General features: G+C 49.9%; 13 protein-coding genes. 10 read left to right on the plus strand and 3 right to left on the minus strand.

Going from position 1 to position 16,778, the window contains the following annotated elements:
* Positions 1-117: 117 nt before the first annotated feature.
* Together OH455_RS18345 and OH455_RS18350 are read right to left on the minus strand one after the other, a co-directional pair.
* Complete coding sequence (locus OH455_RS18345) at positions 118-2,103, minus strand: starch-binding protein (RefSeq protein ID WP_269982341.1); 1,986 nt, start codon at positions 2,101-2,103, stop codon at positions 118-120.
* A 550-nt stretch (positions 2,104-2,653) separates the two neighbouring features.
* Positions 2,654-3,436, minus strand: coding sequence for a CLCA_X family protein (locus tag OH455_RS18350; protein WP_269982342.1), 783 nt, complete (start codon positions 3,434-3,436; stop codon positions 2,654-2,656).
* Between the two features lie 445 nt (positions 3,437-3,881).
* Between OH455_RS18350 and OH455_RS18355 the strand changes: the two genes are divergently transcribed.
* Positions 3,882-5,465, plus strand: a complete 1,584-nt coding sequence (locus OH455_RS18355; RefSeq protein WP_269982343.1) for an SgrR family transcriptional regulator — start codon at positions 3,882-3,884, stop codon at positions 5,463-5,465.
* 475 nt (positions 5,466-5,940) lie between these two features.
* Here OH455_RS18355 and OH455_RS18360 read toward each other — a convergent pair whose 3' ends face one another.
* The gene (locus OH455_RS18360; protein ID WP_269982344.1) at positions 5,941-6,147 is read right to left on the minus strand and encodes a hypothetical protein; all 207 of its coding nucleotides are present in this window, start codon (positions 6,145-6,147) and stop codon (positions 5,941-5,943) included.
* A 348-nt stretch (positions 6,148-6,495) separates the two neighbouring features.
* Between OH455_RS18360 and OH455_RS18365 the strand changes: the two genes are divergently transcribed.
* Genes OH455_RS18365 through OH455_RS18405 form a run of 9 tightly spaced genes read left to right on the plus strand, consistent with a single transcriptional unit; the run spans position 6,496 to position 16,574 of the window.
* The gene (locus OH455_RS18365; RefSeq protein ID WP_269982345.1) at positions 6,496-7,623 is read left to right on the plus strand and encodes a cupin domain-containing protein; all 1,128 of its coding nucleotides are present in this window, start codon (positions 6,496-6,498) and stop codon (positions 7,621-7,623) included.
* On the plus strand, positions 7,607-8,806 hold the full coding sequence (locus OH455_RS18370) for an aromatic ring-hydroxylating oxygenase subunit alpha (RefSeq protein ID WP_269982346.1): 1,200 nt from the start codon (positions 7,607-7,609) through the stop codon (positions 8,804-8,806). The genes OH455_RS18365 and OH455_RS18370 overlap by 17 nt, the downstream gene beginning before the upstream one ends.
* Positions 8,796-9,293, plus strand: coding sequence for an aromatic-ring-hydroxylating dioxygenase subunit beta (locus tag OH455_RS18375; RefSeq protein WP_206375392.1), 498 nt, complete (start codon positions 8,796-8,798; stop codon positions 9,291-9,293). The genes OH455_RS18370 and OH455_RS18375 overlap by 11 nt, the downstream gene beginning before the upstream one ends.
* 23 nt (positions 9,294-9,316) lie before the next feature.
* Positions 9,317-10,549, plus strand: a complete 1,233-nt coding sequence (locus tag OH455_RS18380) for a CaiB/BaiF CoA transferase family protein (protein ID WP_269982347.1) — start codon at positions 9,317-9,319, stop codon at positions 10,547-10,549.
* A complete protein-coding gene (locus OH455_RS18385) occupies positions 10,533-11,756 on the plus strand; it encodes an MFS transporter (RefSeq protein ID WP_269982348.1) in 1,224 nt (407 codons plus the stop codon). Before OH455_RS18380 ends, OH455_RS18385 begins: the two co-directional genes overlap by 17 nt.
* A gap of 1 nt (position 11,757) precedes the next feature.
* On the plus strand, positions 11,758-12,708 hold the full coding sequence (locus tag OH455_RS18390; protein WP_269982349.1) for a TauD/TfdA dioxygenase family protein: 951 nt from the start codon (positions 11,758-11,760) through the stop codon (positions 12,706-12,708).
* 52 nt (positions 12,709-12,760) lie between these two features.
* Positions 12,761-14,113 (plus strand): MFS transporter, encoded by a 1,353-nt coding sequence (locus OH455_RS18395; protein WP_269982350.1) that lies wholly within the window; start codon positions 12,761-12,763, stop codon positions 14,111-14,113.
* A complete protein-coding gene (locus tag OH455_RS18400) occupies positions 14,113-15,258 on the plus strand; it encodes a DUF3419 family protein (protein WP_269982351.1) in 1,146 nt (381 codons plus the stop codon). Before OH455_RS18395 ends, OH455_RS18400 begins: the two co-directional genes overlap by 1 nt.
* Entirely contained in the window at positions 15,255-16,574 is a 1,320-nt protein-coding gene (locus OH455_RS18405) for a phenylacetate--CoA ligase family protein (protein WP_269982352.1), read from the plus strand. The genes OH455_RS18400 and OH455_RS18405 overlap by 4 nt, the downstream gene beginning before the upstream one ends.
* Positions 16,575-16,778: the final 204 nt, after the last annotated feature.

Consider the following 16,778-nt stretch of genomic DNA (forward strand, 5'->3'; position numbering starts at 1 on the left):
GTCGTCAGCTTGACTGCGTCATTTGACTCGTGAGTAACAGTGAAACTCGAAACTGGCCAGTTGTCATATCACCAACAAAGGCTTCCGTTTGTTGGTAAACGGAAGCCCAGTTGTGGATCAGTTCTGCTCGGTGACGGTGATCACTTTGGTGTCGCTATCGAATGAAATCCGGTAGGAGGTGTGATCGCTGACAAGGTAATCAGTGCTAGGGTATGCGTCTGTCCAACTACCGTTATCAATTTTAAAACGGGCCGGACTCTCCTCTCCACTGAATGACTGGGTCGTGACATACTTCTGGGTGGCGGCATCGTAGCTTAATTGAGTGAGGCCCCATTGGTTGGGAGTGCCACGAAAATACCACACATCATTGCCAGCTTGGCTACACTGACTGAGCGGTACCCAGTTGCCGGAGGCATAGCAAAATGCTCCTTGAGATGCTGTCAGATCGTCCGTTTGTTGCGCCCCCTGATCACTAAAGATAACCTGAGCACGACTGATGGGTTGACCGAAGTCGTGGCAATACACGCCGTTTTTACGCTGCATCACTACTCCTGGCCATGTTGCGTTGTCGATAGTCGAGTCTGCGCTGACATTCCAATAGTAAAGCGTTGGCGAAGCAAAGTGTTGGGCGTTATCAAAACAGATCTCCTGTTCAGTGACGGGATCGGGGTCTGTGTCCGGATCACAGTCTGTACAGGTATTTCCTACCACTGCGCCTACATGAAGAGCGGCAGCGTGATCGCCAGCAACTGAGAAGTCTGCATAGCCACCGCTGACGGTTATCGTTGTTGGCCCTTTCGCATCTGGTGCACCTAAACATTGTCCAGTCTGTTGGTTGTAGTCTGCATCAATGATGTTGCAGTAGACATTGTCAGGGAGGCCAGTGTACAAACGTTGAGACAGAGGGCTATCATGGCGTTTGTTGATCACCACGTAGCCAAGGCCTCCACGCCCAAAGGCAATCTGGTCGTTGCCGTTTTGCCACCAATCGGTCACTTTCCATTCTGCCGCTGTGTGGTTTCGAAATGCGACCATGTTGGCGATACCTCGCCATTGGTGTTCACAGACCCAACTTCCGCCGTTGAAACCACAAGCATCACCGGTATGAACCCCCTGACTTGGTGGGCCTGCATCAAAATCTCCTCCAAAGAAGTAGCCCGACATCACTTTAGGATAACCATAAGGGTAAGCCAGTGTGAAGATATTGGCTAAGTAATACCCATTGCCTGATACGCCATGCCAGATTGGACCATTAGGGTTGTGTCTTTCTTCATCATGGTTGGTCACGAAGGTGACGGCAGTATCACTTGATAGCTCGAGCTGTTGTCCGATATGACGGAGGCTCGCGATGTTGCTATTTCTAAATGCTGGCCCAACGCGTCGTGCGAAATCAAATTCGGTCACCTGACCAATGTGCGCGTACTCGGATGGTTTAACTGGCTCTGAGGCGGCTCCAATAACTTCTTGAAATAAATAGGGATTGCCGTTGAGCTTGTTCTTTATTGCCTCAATATCGCTGGCAGGGATATGTTTGGCCGCATCAATACGAAAACCCGTGACTCCCATGCTAATAGCGTCATTCATGTAGTCGGCTATCTTTTGGCGGACATACTCCGACTCCGTTTTCAAATCATTGAGACCGACCAGGTCACAGTTTTGCACTTGCCAGCGGTTGCTATAGTCGATATCGCTACTGGTACAAGTATGGAAGTCGTTACTGCTGTAGGGTACATCCGGAAACGAGCGGTTCCAAGCCGCCATATGGTTAATCACGGCATCCAGATAGATATCGACCCCAGCCGCTTTGCAACGCTGAACCATGCTTTGAAACTGGGCACGATCGCCGCTTCGGCTGTTGAACGCATAACTGACTGGCTGATAACGTGTCCACCATTGGTTGCCTGATAGCGTTGTGTTTGGTGGTGACACTTGCACCGCCGCGAACCCTTTTGGCCCAAGAAAGGTTTCACATTCTTTGGCGATGTCTTCCCAGCCCCATTCGAACAGGTGAACAAAAGCAGTTTTTGGGGTGGCAGCATGGGTCACTGTGCTGAGAGCAAGACCTGAGCTCACAGCCAGTGCAATAAAGGTTGTTTTTTTCATAGTTCTCTCATTCATAAAGTTATTGGATATAGGCTGTCGAACACGCTGCATATTATCCTCAGGCCACTTCGCCGAAACGCGCTGGCACAGGGTTTGTTATGGTTGCAGAGGTTATGAACTTAAGAGACAGGGGGCGTGTCTTTGTGTTCAACATGTTTCCTATTTTGCATGATTAATAATCAATTCGTATGTTTTGTGTTCATAATTTAAGCGTTAATCACGAAAGGCGAGAGGGGCCCCCAATGTGCCCTGATCGGGTTCACTTTATGTGAGAGAGATGGGCGCGCGCGATCAATAACTGCGCAGAAGAGAAGTATCCCCGATCTCACTAAAATCGCCAGATTGGTCACAGTTTGGTGTCGTCACGATTAGCTGGATATGTCTCAAAATACTGTGGTGATAGAAGTCTTGTTTTTGCTCAGTAACGTATTGGCTTACTACCGGTTTTAAGCACCAAACCCACAATAGCGGGCAAATCAGATGGTTAAACCAATCCCATCACTTTTTGCTGGCGCCTCACTGAGACGTTTATACTCTCAGCGCAATATGGTCAGCGGCTGAGCGCCCCTCCGAGTTGCGTAAAATAGGCTTGTAATCCCTGATAGATAGTCTGCCGATGTCTGAAGTCAGGATACACGGGCAGCACATCCTTGTTGGTGGTTCCAGCCACAAGGTAGGCATTGTTAATTTCAGCACACGATTCAATCGCCGACTCAAACGCACGGGCCATCATCTCAGTAGGCGCAGAAAAATACCGCTGGGCTAATGCGCGATCAGCGTGAACACTTCGTGTGACATAGTCGTGTTTGTCGAGGGTGTCTTCACTCAGCATGGTGACGGAGAACAGAGCCATCAGTCTGTCATTGAGGGGGTGTGCGATCGGAGGTTGGTCTTCGAGCCAACAGTCACTGGCAAACTTCGGGTGCGACTTTGATGTATCAATGTCAAAAGCCTTGTCCGCAATATAATGGTCGAAGGCGTGCCAAAATTCATGCGCTAACGCGCCCGCGCCGGCATTCTTGGCTAAGGCAAGCTCACGTCGGTAAGGATCGTAGTGGGCTTGTACGCCCTGACGTCCGCCAGTGCCAAAGGCGAAGTTCAACGTACCGCGCAGGCCAATGGCATGTGGTGGAAGGGCGAGTAGATAGGCCAAGTCCGCCAGAGAGTCGTAGATAAGATTGGCCGCAAGCGCTTTTTCTTCTTGTGTCACCCAACGGCCAACCCGTAGGTTGCCCATCTCAAAGGTGTGTTGGATGTCCTGAAACGTTGCAGGTTCGCCATGTCGGTAGTCCGGTCCACGGCGGATTTGATGTTTGAAATGAGTTAACTTCACTGTCGAGGTACCCGGTCGGTATATAACGAACCAGTTGTCGGTCGCCTATTGTTCTGACACGCTAGTATAACCTAATCAGCCTGTGCAAAACTAACTGAGGAAATGTCGAACATCAGCCTTTATTGCTGACGTCGCGTAAAACCGGAATAGACCAGCCCTTTGTTCCGATTTTAGCTCGCTAAATATGGTTTATTCTCGGCTCATCGTTTATTCAAGGACACAGCAGAATGACTCTTCATGACTACTTGGCACATTTTATCCAATCGACCTATAAAGAAGAAAAAACCACTGGATTGTGGGCTAGGCTCTTTTATCTGACGCCCGCCCAGAGAGTTCATCGACTTAATGAACTTTTTCAAACTGACCAGTTTTGGCAGAATGTCGAGCCGAACTCCATGGCGACTCCGCTTGCCGGGGGAAACTCTAACTGCACCAAAGGTCATTGATGAACAAACGCAAACTTGAACGTTACGAATACCTGTTTCAAAAGATGGGACCTGGGCAGACGAAGACGACCATCGAATACATAGCCGAAGCGTTTAAATGTAGTGATCGTCATGCCCGTACTCTCCTCAAACAAATGACAGATTGCCAGTGGCTAACTTGGTCCCCGATTCGGGGGCGAGGGCATAAAGGGGAGCTACATTGTTTGTTAGAGCCGATGGAAGCTTGCTATCAACAAGTCGAGCAGGCGATACAGGAGGAGCGGTATCAACAGGCTCATCAATTATTGGGGTTTAATAGGCGTGACGTGGCAAGCGAACTCAAACGCTATTTGGAGTGCACTTCCCGACAAAACGAGGCCGCTGTGTATGCGCCATTTCACCGAAAAATAGAGTGGCTTCATCCGCATCATGCCACCGAGCGAACGGAGCGCCACCTGATCCATGAAGTGTTTCAAACTTTGGTCAACGTTGAAGGCGAAAAAGTGGTGGGCAATCTGGCCCACGCGTGGAAGAGTGAGCAAGATGCCACAAGATGGACTTTTTACCTTTGTTCCTCTGCGACCTTTCACGATCACACTCACGTAACTGCTCATGATGTGGCGGATAGCTTGCAAGGGTTGGTATGTTTACCTTATTGGCGAAGGTTGTATGATCATGTCGTGCAGGTAACGCCGACATCCCAATATAGTGTAGTCATTATTTTAGACTCACCCGATCCTCATTTACCGTTTTTGCTGAGTCGTTCAGAAGCGTCCATTTTGTCCCGACAACAGTTGTCACAGCCCAAAGAGCAGTTTCAAGCTATTGGTTCGGGCCCATTTAAAGTAAGTGTCCACTCCGACAAGCTTCTGCGTTTGGTGAGGCACCCGATCTATAGTGGAACTTGTGCTCGTGTGGAAAAGATCGAAATGTGGATCCACCCAGAGTGGGGCGCGAATAAAAAGTGTGCAGAGAACTTTTTCTTTCTTGATGGTGAAGAAGACACGTATACCGTCTCGACCAATGAGATTGGTGACTTCTTCATGTTGTTCAACCACGCTGAGTTGCAAAGTAGGTCGCTAAAAGAGGCGCTTTCTGCATTATTTCAACACGATACTCCACCAAACCTTATGTGGCCTTTTCCCGTGTTGTTCACTTATGAGAACAACAATGAGAATCGATCGTTTGCCCGCAGGATGATTGGAGTCGGGCCTCAAATGGGTCATGTGCCTCACGGGCGAGAAGTGGCGTATGGACACACACAGCCCAAGCAGGATATGACCATTGGAGGTATACGAAGAGAAGGTGATCGTATCACAAGCTTACTGGCTTTTTTTAAACTCTATCCTTACTGGCAATCGACACTGTCGTTGTCTCAATATGCCGACTTATCTTCAACATTATCTCAAGTGCGACGTTCGTCATCTCGGGCCGACCAAGCTAGGCAATTGGACCACTTGCTTCAGCGTTTGAATGAGCAGAACGTCTTGATTATTTTCCAATCAGAAGATCTTACACTGACGGTACCTTCTCGGGTACAAGGGGTCGAAATTAACTCGATAGGTTGGTGTGATTTCTCCAAACTTTGGGTCCAGCCAGACTGATTTTGGCCAGATGGCCTTCCATCGTGATGCTCTAGAAACTCTCTAGCTTTGAGGGTCAACAAACCAGGCAAAGTGTCGATAACCGCTTCTGCGGCTTAGTTATGGGTGAGCTGACAAAAGCGGGTTTCTTCGCGCAGTAAGGACTGTGTTTGCTGTTTAAGACGCCGTTTGCCGTGCGTATCCAGCCACTTGCTCCGAATGAGAAAGCACTTGAGTGACAGGGTCAGATTGTCAAGGCGTGCGCCTTCTTCTTGTCCGGTGGGCGTTTAATATTCCTCTATGGCATGGAGCCCCTATTTCAGTGACATAGGGTCACTCTGTGTCAAAAAGCATAAGGAGGGGAGGCGGCTTGCGCTTCGTTCATCGTCACTGCAATTATCTTACCGGGCAGGTGGTGTAATGAACTTGTCTTAAATTGCCACAAACAAAGCAATTCCCTCACTTTAAATTTCTGAATTAAAAGAGTTTGTGTTTTTTATGAAGCTGGGAGTGCTGTGAGCTCCTCCAGCGATATGACATAGAAAGCCAGTATTTGTGTGTACGTTTGGATCCTAAAATGTGCATTAGGGCCGTGAATACGCGCCAAACCATCGTCCTCAAGTGTCAACAATAAGAAGCGATAAAGCTTGTCTGTCAGAGGCAGGTAATGACGAGCATCGGTCAAATAGAGGACTGCAAACATCTGATTGTCTACGAAGACGGATTTGATTGCGCATTCGAACGCAAATACTCGCGAGTGTTGTCTGGATAAGGTTACGTTGATCCCACTCTACCTATCTTTCAGGGGAGTGACTAGGGTGCTGAAATGGTGTGTCAAAAAAGAAACTAAATGCAACAAAATGAAACAAAATGTAAATTTTGTAAATTTATATAATGATCTTCACAGATCTAAATGACTGATAAATAAATTGTTGTTTTCATTTAACCGGATCAATAAGCTTGCCCACCTGTTAATGATGTTGCATATCAACAGTGTGTATATGTGGAGAATTATTTTCTTCATCAACCCAATAAAAACTAAGAAGCCATTATGAAAAAACTCACGGAAGTAACCCTGGTCAAGCGCGACGATATTCCTTCGATTCGTACCATTGAAGTAGACGGCATCGAGCATTGGTTAGGACATGTCAAAGATTTTATGAAGCAACCCCATTTGCTCGATTTCTTGCCGGATGACAACCGAGTCTCCATGGCTTGGGTACGCCTAGAAGCGGGCGAAGAGCTTGAACCCCACATTCATCCGGTCGAATCGATGATCTTGATGTGTGAAGGCGGTGCGAGAACAACTGGCGATGTTGAAGCTGACATGGCGGCTGGCGATGCCTTACTGGTGCCACCGGGACGCTTGCACGGATTTAAAGGAGCTGAGCCGAATGGGTTCTGGGGTTTATCCTTACAGTTTGATAGCCGCGGTTTGTATGAAGATTACTCCGACCCTTGGGCGACATTTTTGCCTGAGCAAGTCGAAAAATTTTTGTCTGGGACTGTTGGCGCACAGTTGATTACACGCAACGAAGCTTACATGGAACGTTTTGACAAGCATAAGCTGTTTGCGCTGGTCAATCGAGGGCTGCTTGATCACCCTCAAACCAAAGCTAAGTTCCTTGACTGCTTTCAAGTTTGGTCTGATCACTTTCAGCGAATGGTTCTGGCCCGTGCTTCGACGATGACGGAAAAAACCTTTGAGCACATGACGATGTCACATTTGGAAGATGAACTGGGTCACAATCGCCAATTGAAAGCTAACCGTGACGACTTTGCCGAAGTCTTTGATCCAGTGTTGGAAGCCGCCAGTAACTGGTTTGTCAGTCAGATGCATACCGCGAGTGAACTGGAAAAAGTGGTCTTGGTTCACTTGGTAGTTGAGGCATCGGCTGTGTTCTTTTATCAACATGTTAAGCCCGCTCTCGCTGATTCGTCGACCCACGCTCATTTCGATCTGCACAGCGTATTGGATGATGAACATGTTCGTATGGGGTATGAGTTCATCGAAACAGTCGACGTCGATGATGGACAAGCTCTGTTTGACATCCAGAACAAAGGCTGGGCAATGCTAATGACAGTGATGTCACGCATCGCCGATTTGACGGTTTACGCCAATAACGCGCGCCAAGAAGCCCAGCCGTCTCAGGAGCGTCACAATGAAACCTTGGCCTAAGGAAGGCACCCGACGGGTGCCCTCTTACGTCTATACTAGCGCCGAGCAATATCAACAAGAACAAAGGTGCCTATTCCAAGGTGACACGTGGAACTATGTCGGACTGGAAGCTGAGTTACCCAATGTTGGGGACTATCGGCAAACTTTTGTTGGTGATACGCCGGTGATAGTGGTTCGCGATCGCGAGGACACTATCCAGGTTTTGATTAATCGATGTCCTCATCGCGGGGCTAAGATGTGTCATAACGCTCACGGCAATACCAAGGTGTTCGTATGTCCATATCACGAGTGGGCCTTCAATCTCAAGGGAGAGCTAAGAGGCATACCTTTTAAGAATGGTATCAATGGTCGAGGTGGGATGGCCGACACCTTTGATCCTCATGAGCATGGTATGACTCGGCTCAATGTGACGGTGCGCCATGGCGTGATCTTCGCCAGTCATTCGTTTTCATTGCCCGATTTCGAACGCTACTTGGACCCAAATATGCTGGCTTATTTTGACCGAGTGTGTAGTGGCCGCCCTCTCAAAGTACTGGGCAAAATGCGTCATCGAGTTAACTGTAACTGGAAACTACAGGTAGAGAATGTAAAGGACCCGTTTCATGCGGCATTATTGCACTCTTTTTTTAAGAATTTCGGTATTTGGCGATCCGATCAGGAAACCCATGTCGAAGTTTGTGAGAGTGGTGCCCATAGTGTGCTGGTTAGTACGGCATCTTTCAAAGCTCAAGAACAGTCAAAGGCCGCTCCGAGTGTTCGATTGAAGGCTCCGGAACTTATTGACCACGAACGAGAGTTTGAGCATGGTACGGGGGCGATCATGACAATTTTCCCTAACCTTATTTTACTCCAGCAACTCAATTGTTTGGCGATGCGTCATGTGATCCCAGACGGCCCTGATGCATGTATCAAAGAGTGGACCTTCTTCGGTTATGCTGACGAGCCTCAGGCCTTGACCGAGCGGCGATTACGTCAAGCCAATCTGCTGGGGCCTGCCGGATTAGTGACTATTGACGACAATGAGATCTTGGCGGTCACGCAAGCTGGAGCTCATGCTAGTCCAGATTCAAATATCGTTTTGGAGGCGAGTCAGGGAGAGTCCAGTGAGCCGCATATGATGACCGAGTCGGCGATCCGTGCCTTCTATCGGTATTACCAAAAAGGGATAGCGTGTGGATCTTAAATCTATTGAACCGATAGTACAGCAACGTGTGAACGCGTTTTATGCCCAGTACCACCGGGCCTTAGAGCAGCAGCATTTAATGGAGTGGGTCGACATGCTTGACCCTAACGTTTCTTATCGCATCACGTCACGGGAAAATCTTCAGCGGGGTTGGCCCCTGTGTTTTGTTCGTTGCGACAATCAGGGCATGGCTCATGACCGTGCTTGTGCTCTACTGAGCTCAATTTATTTTCGTCAACGCCGCCAACAGCACGCTCTGTCCTACATTCACATCACGGACATCCGACGTGAAGGTGGTGTAATGTGGGTCTCGGTTGACACTAGCTTATCCGTGCATGAGAGCCTCAATCACGATGAAGCACGCCTGTTGGTCACGGTAACGACACATGACAAGCTGCGTTTGGACGATCAAGACGCTAGGTTCACGGAGCGGTTGGTGATTTGCGAACCAGATGTCATCACCGATTCGTTGGTCTACCCCTTATAGAGGATTGGAAAAGGATACGTATTATGAACGCATTACCAATGGCTGATCTGACGGTCATTGATCTCACGCGCCATCGCGCTGGCCCTGTTACTTCGCGTCTGCTTGCTGACTGGGGTGCTACAGTGATCAAAATCGAAGAACCGACCGACCTAGGTGACAGCATGGGGGGGCCGAGAGAGGGCTTCGACTATCAAAACTTACACCGTAACAAGCGGAGCCTATCGGTCGACCTTAAATCTTCCGATGGTCAGGCGATCCTCAAGCGTTTGGTCGCCAAGGCGGATATTGTTTTGGAAAACTTCCGTCCTGAAGTGAAGTTTCGTCTTGGAGTGGACTATGCCTCGCTTAAGGCTCTGAACCCAACCATCATCTGTGGCAGTATCAGTGGCTTCGGCCAGCAAGGACCTCTGGCGACACGCCCAGCCGTTGACCAAATCATTCAAGGTATGTCAGGGCTGATGTCAGTGACGGGAACTGATACGTCAGGGCCGCTACGAACTGGGGTTGCGATGGCGGACGTCAGTGCCGGTATGAATTTGGCGATCGTCGTCTTGATGGCCTTGTATGAGCGGCAACGCACTCAACAGGGTCAGTGGGTCACGACGTCACTACTTGAATCCACCTTGGCTATGATGGATTTTCAGGTTGCGCGTTGGCTCCATGATGGACAGGAACCTGAACGTGTGGGCAACGACCACCCAACATTGATGCCGACGGGCGTAGTACATACTCAGGATGGAACGATCACCCTAGCGGCCGCAGAAGACGATAAGTTCCATGTGTTGTGTGAGGTGTTGTCATTGGGACCACTGGATCAGCAACCCGAGTATCGGGATGTGAGAGCCCGTCACCAATATCGTCATGGGCTGATGGCGGTCATCAATGCGGCGACACGTCAGTGGGAAAGTGCTTCGCTTATTGAAAAACTCAACGCCCGTGGGATCCCATCTGGCCCCGTACTCAGCGTAGAGGAAGCCATGAATCAACCACAAATGCGTGAACTCAACATGGTCCACCCTATGACACATCCTCAGTGGGGATCCTATGTCTTACTGGGCCAACCAATGCAAATGAGTGCCCATCCGGATGGCGCAGCCGTGCGAGCTGTTGCGCCCGGTCATGGTGAGCACACTTATGATTTGCTCACCCAAACGTTAGGATTCACGGAAGAGCAAGTGGCACAGTTTGTTGAGCGCGAAGCGATCGCCATCGCGCCCCGTTCTTCAGAAGGAGTGTCTCATGAGCCCGTCGCATAGTGGCCCGATTTCCCAGTGGGGTAGGGGTTGGTTAGGTCTATTCTTGCTCTGGTTGGCCGGAGCAGGTACCCGATTGACGATCTTAGCTACACCACCCGTGATCTCGGACATCCATGCGACGTTAGGGTTAAGTGAAACTCAGGTTGGCATGATTTCAGGGATCCCGCCAGTGCTATTCGCCGCGGCTGCAATGCTCGGTGCTCTGCTGATCACCAAAACGGGCGCTGTCAAAACAGTGGTGGTTGGATTGCTCATCACTGGACTAGGTTCTGCCCTCCGAGGGGAAGCAGACAGCGCAACCTTCTTGTATCTGGCCACCGCTCTGACTGGTCTCGGCGTTGCCTTGATGCAACCTGCGCTGCCAACTATTGTAGCCCATTGGTATCCCAAACATGTTGTGTTTGCTACGGCTATCTACGTCAATGGACTGCTGTTGGGTGGGGAAGTGTTCCCGGTCGCGCTAACTAACACTGTTTTGGTACCTTGGCTTGGCAGTTGGCGAGAGGCCTATATGGCTTGGGGCGCTGTCGCATGGATGATTGCGTTTGTTTTTTACTTGGGTGCACCAGATGGAAGCCAAGCTGCACAACGTAATGGAAAACGAAACATTTGGTGGCCGGATTTCCGACGAGGCGAGGTATGGAAGTTAGGTCTCATGATGGGCTGTGTCTGTGCAATCTATTTCGCTACCAATTTCTTCTTACCAAGGTATTTGGACGAAATTGGCTTGGCGTCGCAAATCGCTAGCGCCTTAATCGCATTGAATCTGGGTCAAATACCAGCTTCTTTACTGCTTTTGTTGGCCAAACCTTCAGTGGCACGTGCTCGCTGGCCCTATTTAGTCTCTGCACTTGGGCTGTTGGCGGCGCTACTGTTGTTGGTGATCATGCCATTGAGTGCGGTGATTGCTGCATCAGCCGTGATAGGCTTTTTCTCCGCGATAGTGCTGATCCTGATGCTCGGCCTGCCTAGTGCAGTGAGTCCAAAAGAAGAAGTGCATCGCGTGTCTTCATTGATGCTGACCGTTGGTTACACCTGCGCGGTCATCACGCCTGTGGTCAGTGGTGTCTGGTGGGACGCAACGCAACGGCCTGCCAGCGCGTTTTTACCCATGATGATGTGTTGCGTGTTGTTATTCGTCTGCGCCACACGTCGCGTTACTTCGTCCTCGTCTTACCCATCGCCTGAGATGGCCAAAGGAGTCTAACATGAGCAGTACCCCTAATTTCTCGTTGACTAAACTCAGCCCATTTTTTGGCGCTCAGATCAGCGGTATTTCTATGCATGAACCGTTATCAACGGATGTGATCCAACAACTGGAAGACGCGCTTGCCGAGCACCAAGTTTTGGTATTCCCCAATCAGACGTTGTCTTCCGAAGATATTCTTCGGGTAGGACGCTATTTTGGTCAATTGACAGTGCATCCTTTTGCTGAAAACAGTGAACAGCACCCAGAGCTGATTGTGTTTGATTATAAAGATGGTAACCCGCCTGTCTTGACCGATCGCTGGCACTCGGATGAGTCTTACAAAGCTGCCCCACCCAAAGCGACCATGCTCTATGCTCGCGTGGTGCCCGAGATAGGAGGCGACACTTGCTTCAGTAGTATGACCACCGCCTACGATTTTTTGTCGACCAAGATGCAGACGTATGTTCAGGGATTATCAGCGATCCACGATTTTTCGCCGTATAAGTTCCTGTTCCCCAATACGCCTTCGGGCCAAGCAATGCTGCGCCAAAAAGAAGCTGAATACCCACCGATTGCGCACCCTATTGTCACTGTCCATCCGACGACAGGTAAACGCGCGTTGTTCATCAATCAAAGCTACACTCGAGCAATCCAAGGCATGAGTCAACGAGATAGTGATGTTCTACTGGCACAACTGTTTCAAGTTACGTCAGTACTGGAGTATCAGTATCGCCATCGTTGGCAGCCGAACATGTTAGTCCTTTGGGACAACCGATCAGTGCAGCACGCAGCGGTGCATGATTATTACCCAAATCATCGTCATATGGAGCGTGTCACGATAGCTGGCTGCCAGCCAATTGCCGCGTTTAAGCCTATTGACAGTAGTGAATTGCAAACGTTTAAGGTGCCGCCTTACGACCATGACGATTCCCGTCGTGCCCGTCGTCAATTTGAACTGGACGTCCAGTGATAAATAGGGGTGACCTCATCACCCCGCTTAACTTAGGATCATGAGTGTTGTTATGAGCGAAACCGCTTCAACTCAAATTTTTCACGCGGTTAGAACCGCGAAGTGGAATGCTTTCCACGCCTCTGTGTTATTTTTGTGTTTAGCCATACTGATTTTGGATGGTTTTGATACGGCCTTGATGGGGTATGTGGCCCCTCAGATCCTCCAAGAGTGGGGGATTGAAAAATCGGACCTGGGGCTGGCCATGAGCGCTGCGTTAGTTGGGCTTGCACTGGGAGCCTTAGCGTCTGGACCTTTGTCTGATCGTCTTGGCCGGAAGCCAATCATTCTGGTCTCGGTGCTAATTTTTGGTTTGTGTTGTTTAGCAACCACTCAAGCAACTTCTGTTGCTGAGCTTGCTTGGTGGCGATTTGGTACTGGACTGGGGATAGGTGCAGCCATGTCGAACGCCTTGACTATAGTGTCTGAGTTTGCTCCTGAGCGACACAAGGCTTTCATGGTCAATGCGGTCTTTTGTGGCTTCCCGTTTGGTGCTGCAATGAGCGGGGTACTGGCCTCTTGGATGGTGCCTCACTGGGGCTGGGAGAGCGTATTTCTGTTGGGTGGAGCGCTGCCACTGTTGCTGTTTATTCCTCTTTGTCGCTGGCTACCAGAGAGCGTATTGTTTTTGCTACAAAAGCCGGAAGCTCATCAGGCCATCACGAAAACGCTAAAGCGATTACTAGGTCATGCTTGGCCGCATCGCATTGCGAATACTGCTCCTCGTCAGTCAGTCGGAAATCCTGTTGGAGTCATCGTGGCGCGTTCTCGACTGGGGGCGACACTTCTGCTCTGGCTTGCCTACTTCATGGGGTTGCTGATTTTTTATGTCGTCACCAGTTGGATGCCAATCCTTATCGGAGAGGCAGGCTATGATCTACGCCAAGCGGCGCTACTCACTGCCTTATTCCCTCTGGGTGGTGCTGCCGGTACGCTTGTGTCTGGTTGGGTAATGGATCGCCTCACGCCGCATTATATCGTTGCGTTCAATTACTTCATGACTGGTGTATTTTTATTCTCTATTGCTTACCTGTCAGATATCTATTGGCTGGGACTGGCTATTTTGCTGGCTGGTACTGTGATGAATGGTGCTCAAGCGTCGATGGGGTCCATTGCTGCGCTCCATTACCCAACGTCAGCGCGAGCAACTGGGGTATCTTGGATGCTAGGCATGGGAAGAGCAGGGGGAATCGCTGGCGCCATGATGGGAGCGAGTTTACTTCAGTGGGGCCTAGGTTATCAGGACATTTTTCAAGTGTTGCTCGTGCCTAGTGTGTTGGCCGCACTGGCCTTGCTTGGGCTAAAGCAACATGCTCGACGACGTACCAAGTCTATGGCTGATCTTGTTCCGAAGGAGGCGAACTGATGGGGGGATTGTATGCGCTATCGACTTCCCAAACTTCGACACTACCACTTCTATACGGTCAAGTCAGAGAAGATGTGTCGGTGGACCTCCAAGCCTTGGCTCTAAGTCCTCATGACAGAGTACTGACAATCACTTCAGGAGGCTGTTCGGCATTGCGGTTTTTGGCCGAGGCACCTCAGCAGGTGACCGCCATAGATATCAATGCTAGTCAGTCAGCCTTATTGGCACTAAAGTGTGCGGCTATCACCCAGTGGGATCGGCAAGCCTGCCGCGAATTTTTGGGCGATTTACCTGCGTCAAGCAGTGACCGTCTGGATGGATGGTCAACCCTGAAATCCAATCTCAGCCCAGATGTTGAGGATTATTGGAATAAACATCTCAATTTGGTGGCCAAAGGGGTCAATCAAGCCGGTCGCACTGATCGACTCAGCGTTTGGACGGGACGAATCCTGCACTATGTGACTCATTGGCCCAATCTGTTTGACGCATTGATGGCAATAGAGACCCTTGAGGAACAGCGAGAGTTTTATCGCCAACACTTCGACACTCAGCGTTGGCGCACATTTTTAGCTCTATGTGTCAACAACATAACGCTGCGTCGGGTGTATGGTGAAGGGTTTTCTCGAGCGCTGGAAAAACATGAGTCGCCTGCGGTACATCTTAGACGCAAAATTGCTCGCGCGTTTGACACCACCTTGCTCAAACACAATCCGCTAATGACGCAACTCCTATTTGGTCGCAACCCACCTGATCTTGCTGGAGCTGCCTACCTAAAAGAAGGCGTGTACGACAAGGTGAAGGCCAATTTAGACCGACTAAACATCGTCACGGAAGATCTGACCAAATGGGTGGTTCGGCCGGAGCAGCAAGGTCAATTCAACAAGTTGGCTTTGTCAAACGCAATGGAGTGCGTGCCCAGACAGGCCGTTGGCCCTTTTTTGCAGCGATTGGTGCACAGCTTACCGCGAGGTGCTGTGATAGTGAACCGCTCTATGATGGGGCAGGGGGCCACTACTTGGCCCGCAGATTTGTGCTTAGATCATTCCCTCAGTGCGAAACTGAGCGAAGCGGAACGTGCTTACATGTATTCGGCTGTATCAGTGTTTCGTAAACGTTCTTCAATTATGCACGAGGTGGAACAATGAGTCCGGACAAGATGCGGCGTGCGATTTCTTATGCCTCTGAACGTTCTTTTTACCGAAAGCACTGGGGGCAACAAACCTCAACGGGCTTGGAGGAGACACATTTGTCGGACTTGCCAGTGGTACGTAAAACGCATTTGCGTGATCATTGGACAGAGATTATGAACCGTGATGATGCTGTCGATTACGTTAGCTCATCAGGGACGACTGGACGCCCCGTTGATGTGCCCGTCCATCGGTTGCAAGAAATGGTCTGGGTCGACTCTATCAGTCGGGTGCTACGTGAACTGGGTTTACAATCGGGAGACCGTCTGCTTCAGACATTAAGTAACAACGATATGTTTACGTTGGGGCCACTCATTAACCAAGCTGCTAAGCAACTTGGGATCAGTGTTTTTCGTTGTTCTCCTCAGCGTGTGCAGAGGGTGGTCGATATTCTCAACTACCATCGCCCTGACGCTATCGTAGGCAACCCCTTGTTTCTTGAGGAGATGGCTGCCGAACTCGGCCCCGATTTCCCTAAGCGTGTTCCCCTGCCTCGTAAAGCTTATTTTGCGGCATGCCCAACGTTTGATGCGTTGTTTCAACCTACCGCGACGGTGAATAAAGTACAAACCTGGTGGCAGTTTGAGACCTACATCAACGAGTACGGCTGTAGCGAAATTGGGTCAATCGGCTTCGAATGTCAGCAGCATCAAGGTTTCCACATCCACGATGAGTATTTGTACGTCGAACTACTTGACCCTCAGACAGGGTTACCAGTTCCTGAAGGCGAGCCTGGCGAGGTGGTAGTCACGACACTGACCCAACCTCGCGGTTTCGCGGCTGTGCGGTATGCGACAGGTGATATTGCTAGTGGTCTTTACCGAGCCCCCTGTCTTTGTGGACGAACATCACCGAGGCTTGGGGCGATCGTTGGTCGTATTGACCAACAGTTTAAAATTAGGGGGCAAAACCTTTACCCAGAGTTTGTTTTGAATACGCTGGAGGGGCTGACTTTCCTCCAGAACGCGCTGCTGGTGCGTTATCAATCAACCTCTGGAGAAAATGTGATTGAACTTTGGTTGGAGAGCGCCCCAGATACACACGAGTCACTGCCTGCTAGGTGTAATGCGGTTACGCGTGCACTAGAGGTTCAAGTCGCGCAGAGTCCGCCGTTTTTCTTCCTTCAGCACGGTCACTTGCAAGGCTTTATCCGCGAGCATCTGCGTACGACTAACGGTGTCAAGATACCACGCCTGATCGATTTGAGTGATGACCAGTTTGAGCACGGCATTGAGCACTTCAAAGCGGTGAGTGGGGAGTCTACTGCAGTGTGATCTCGCGGGCTTGTCCATAAGCAATCAAACCATGCCAGTGAGGGGATTCTTCCTCTTGTCAATGAGTTCTTAAATGGAACAACAACGGCGGTTTTCAAGACAGATTGATGTTTCAAAACGTGCATTTTGATATGTGATCTTATGCATAATGATCGCCCTGTTTATTGACTAGACTTCTGACGTTAGGCCCTGGGTCCCAGGGTC

The sequence above is a fragment of the Vibrio sp. T11.5 genome (genome assembly GCF_027587155.1).
In the GTDB taxonomy this organism is placed as follows: Bacteria; Pseudomonadota; Gammaproteobacteria; order Enterobacterales; family Vibrionaceae; genus Vibrio; species Vibrio neptunius.

Coding starts and splice junctions, on each gene's coding strand:
- OH455_RS18365 (WP_269982345.1), top strand. CDS start 6,496: ATGAAAAAACTCACGGAAGTAACCCTGGTCAAGCGCGACGATATTCCT.
- OH455_RS18380 (WP_269982347.1), top strand. CDS start 9,317: ATGAACGCATTACCAATGGCTGATCTGACGGTCATTGATCTCACGCGC.
- OH455_RS18390 (WP_269982349.1), top strand. CDS start 11,758: ATGAGCAGTACCCCTAATTTCTCGTTGACTAAACTCAGCCCATTTTTT.
- OH455_RS18360 (WP_269982344.1), bottom strand. CDS start 6,147: ATGTTTGCAGTCCTCTATTTGACCGATGCTCGTCATTACCTGCCTCTG.
- OH455_RS18400 (WP_269982351.1), top strand. CDS start 14,113: ATGGGGGGATTGTATGCGCTATCGACTTCCCAAACTTCGACACTACCA.
- OH455_RS18385 (WP_269982348.1), top strand. CDS start 10,533: ATGAGCCCGTCGCATAGTGGCCCGATTTCCCAGTGGGGTAGGGGTTGG.
- OH455_RS18395 (WP_269982350.1), top strand. CDS start 12,761: ATGAGCGAAACCGCTTCAACTCAAATTTTTCACGCGGTTAGAACCGCG.
- OH455_RS18345 (WP_269982341.1), bottom strand. CDS start 2,103: ATGAAAAAAACAACCTTTATTGCACTGGCTGTGAGCTCAGGTCTTGCT.
- OH455_RS18405 (WP_269982352.1), top strand. CDS start 15,255: ATGAGTCCGGACAAGATGCGGCGTGCGATTTCTTATGCCTCTGAACGT.
- OH455_RS18355 (WP_269982343.1), top strand. CDS start 3,882: ATGAACAAACGCAAACTTGAACGTTACGAATACCTGTTTCAAAAGATG.
- OH455_RS18370 (WP_269982346.1), top strand. CDS start 7,607: ATGAAACCTTGGCCTAAGGAAGGCACCCGACGGGTGCCCTCTTACGTC.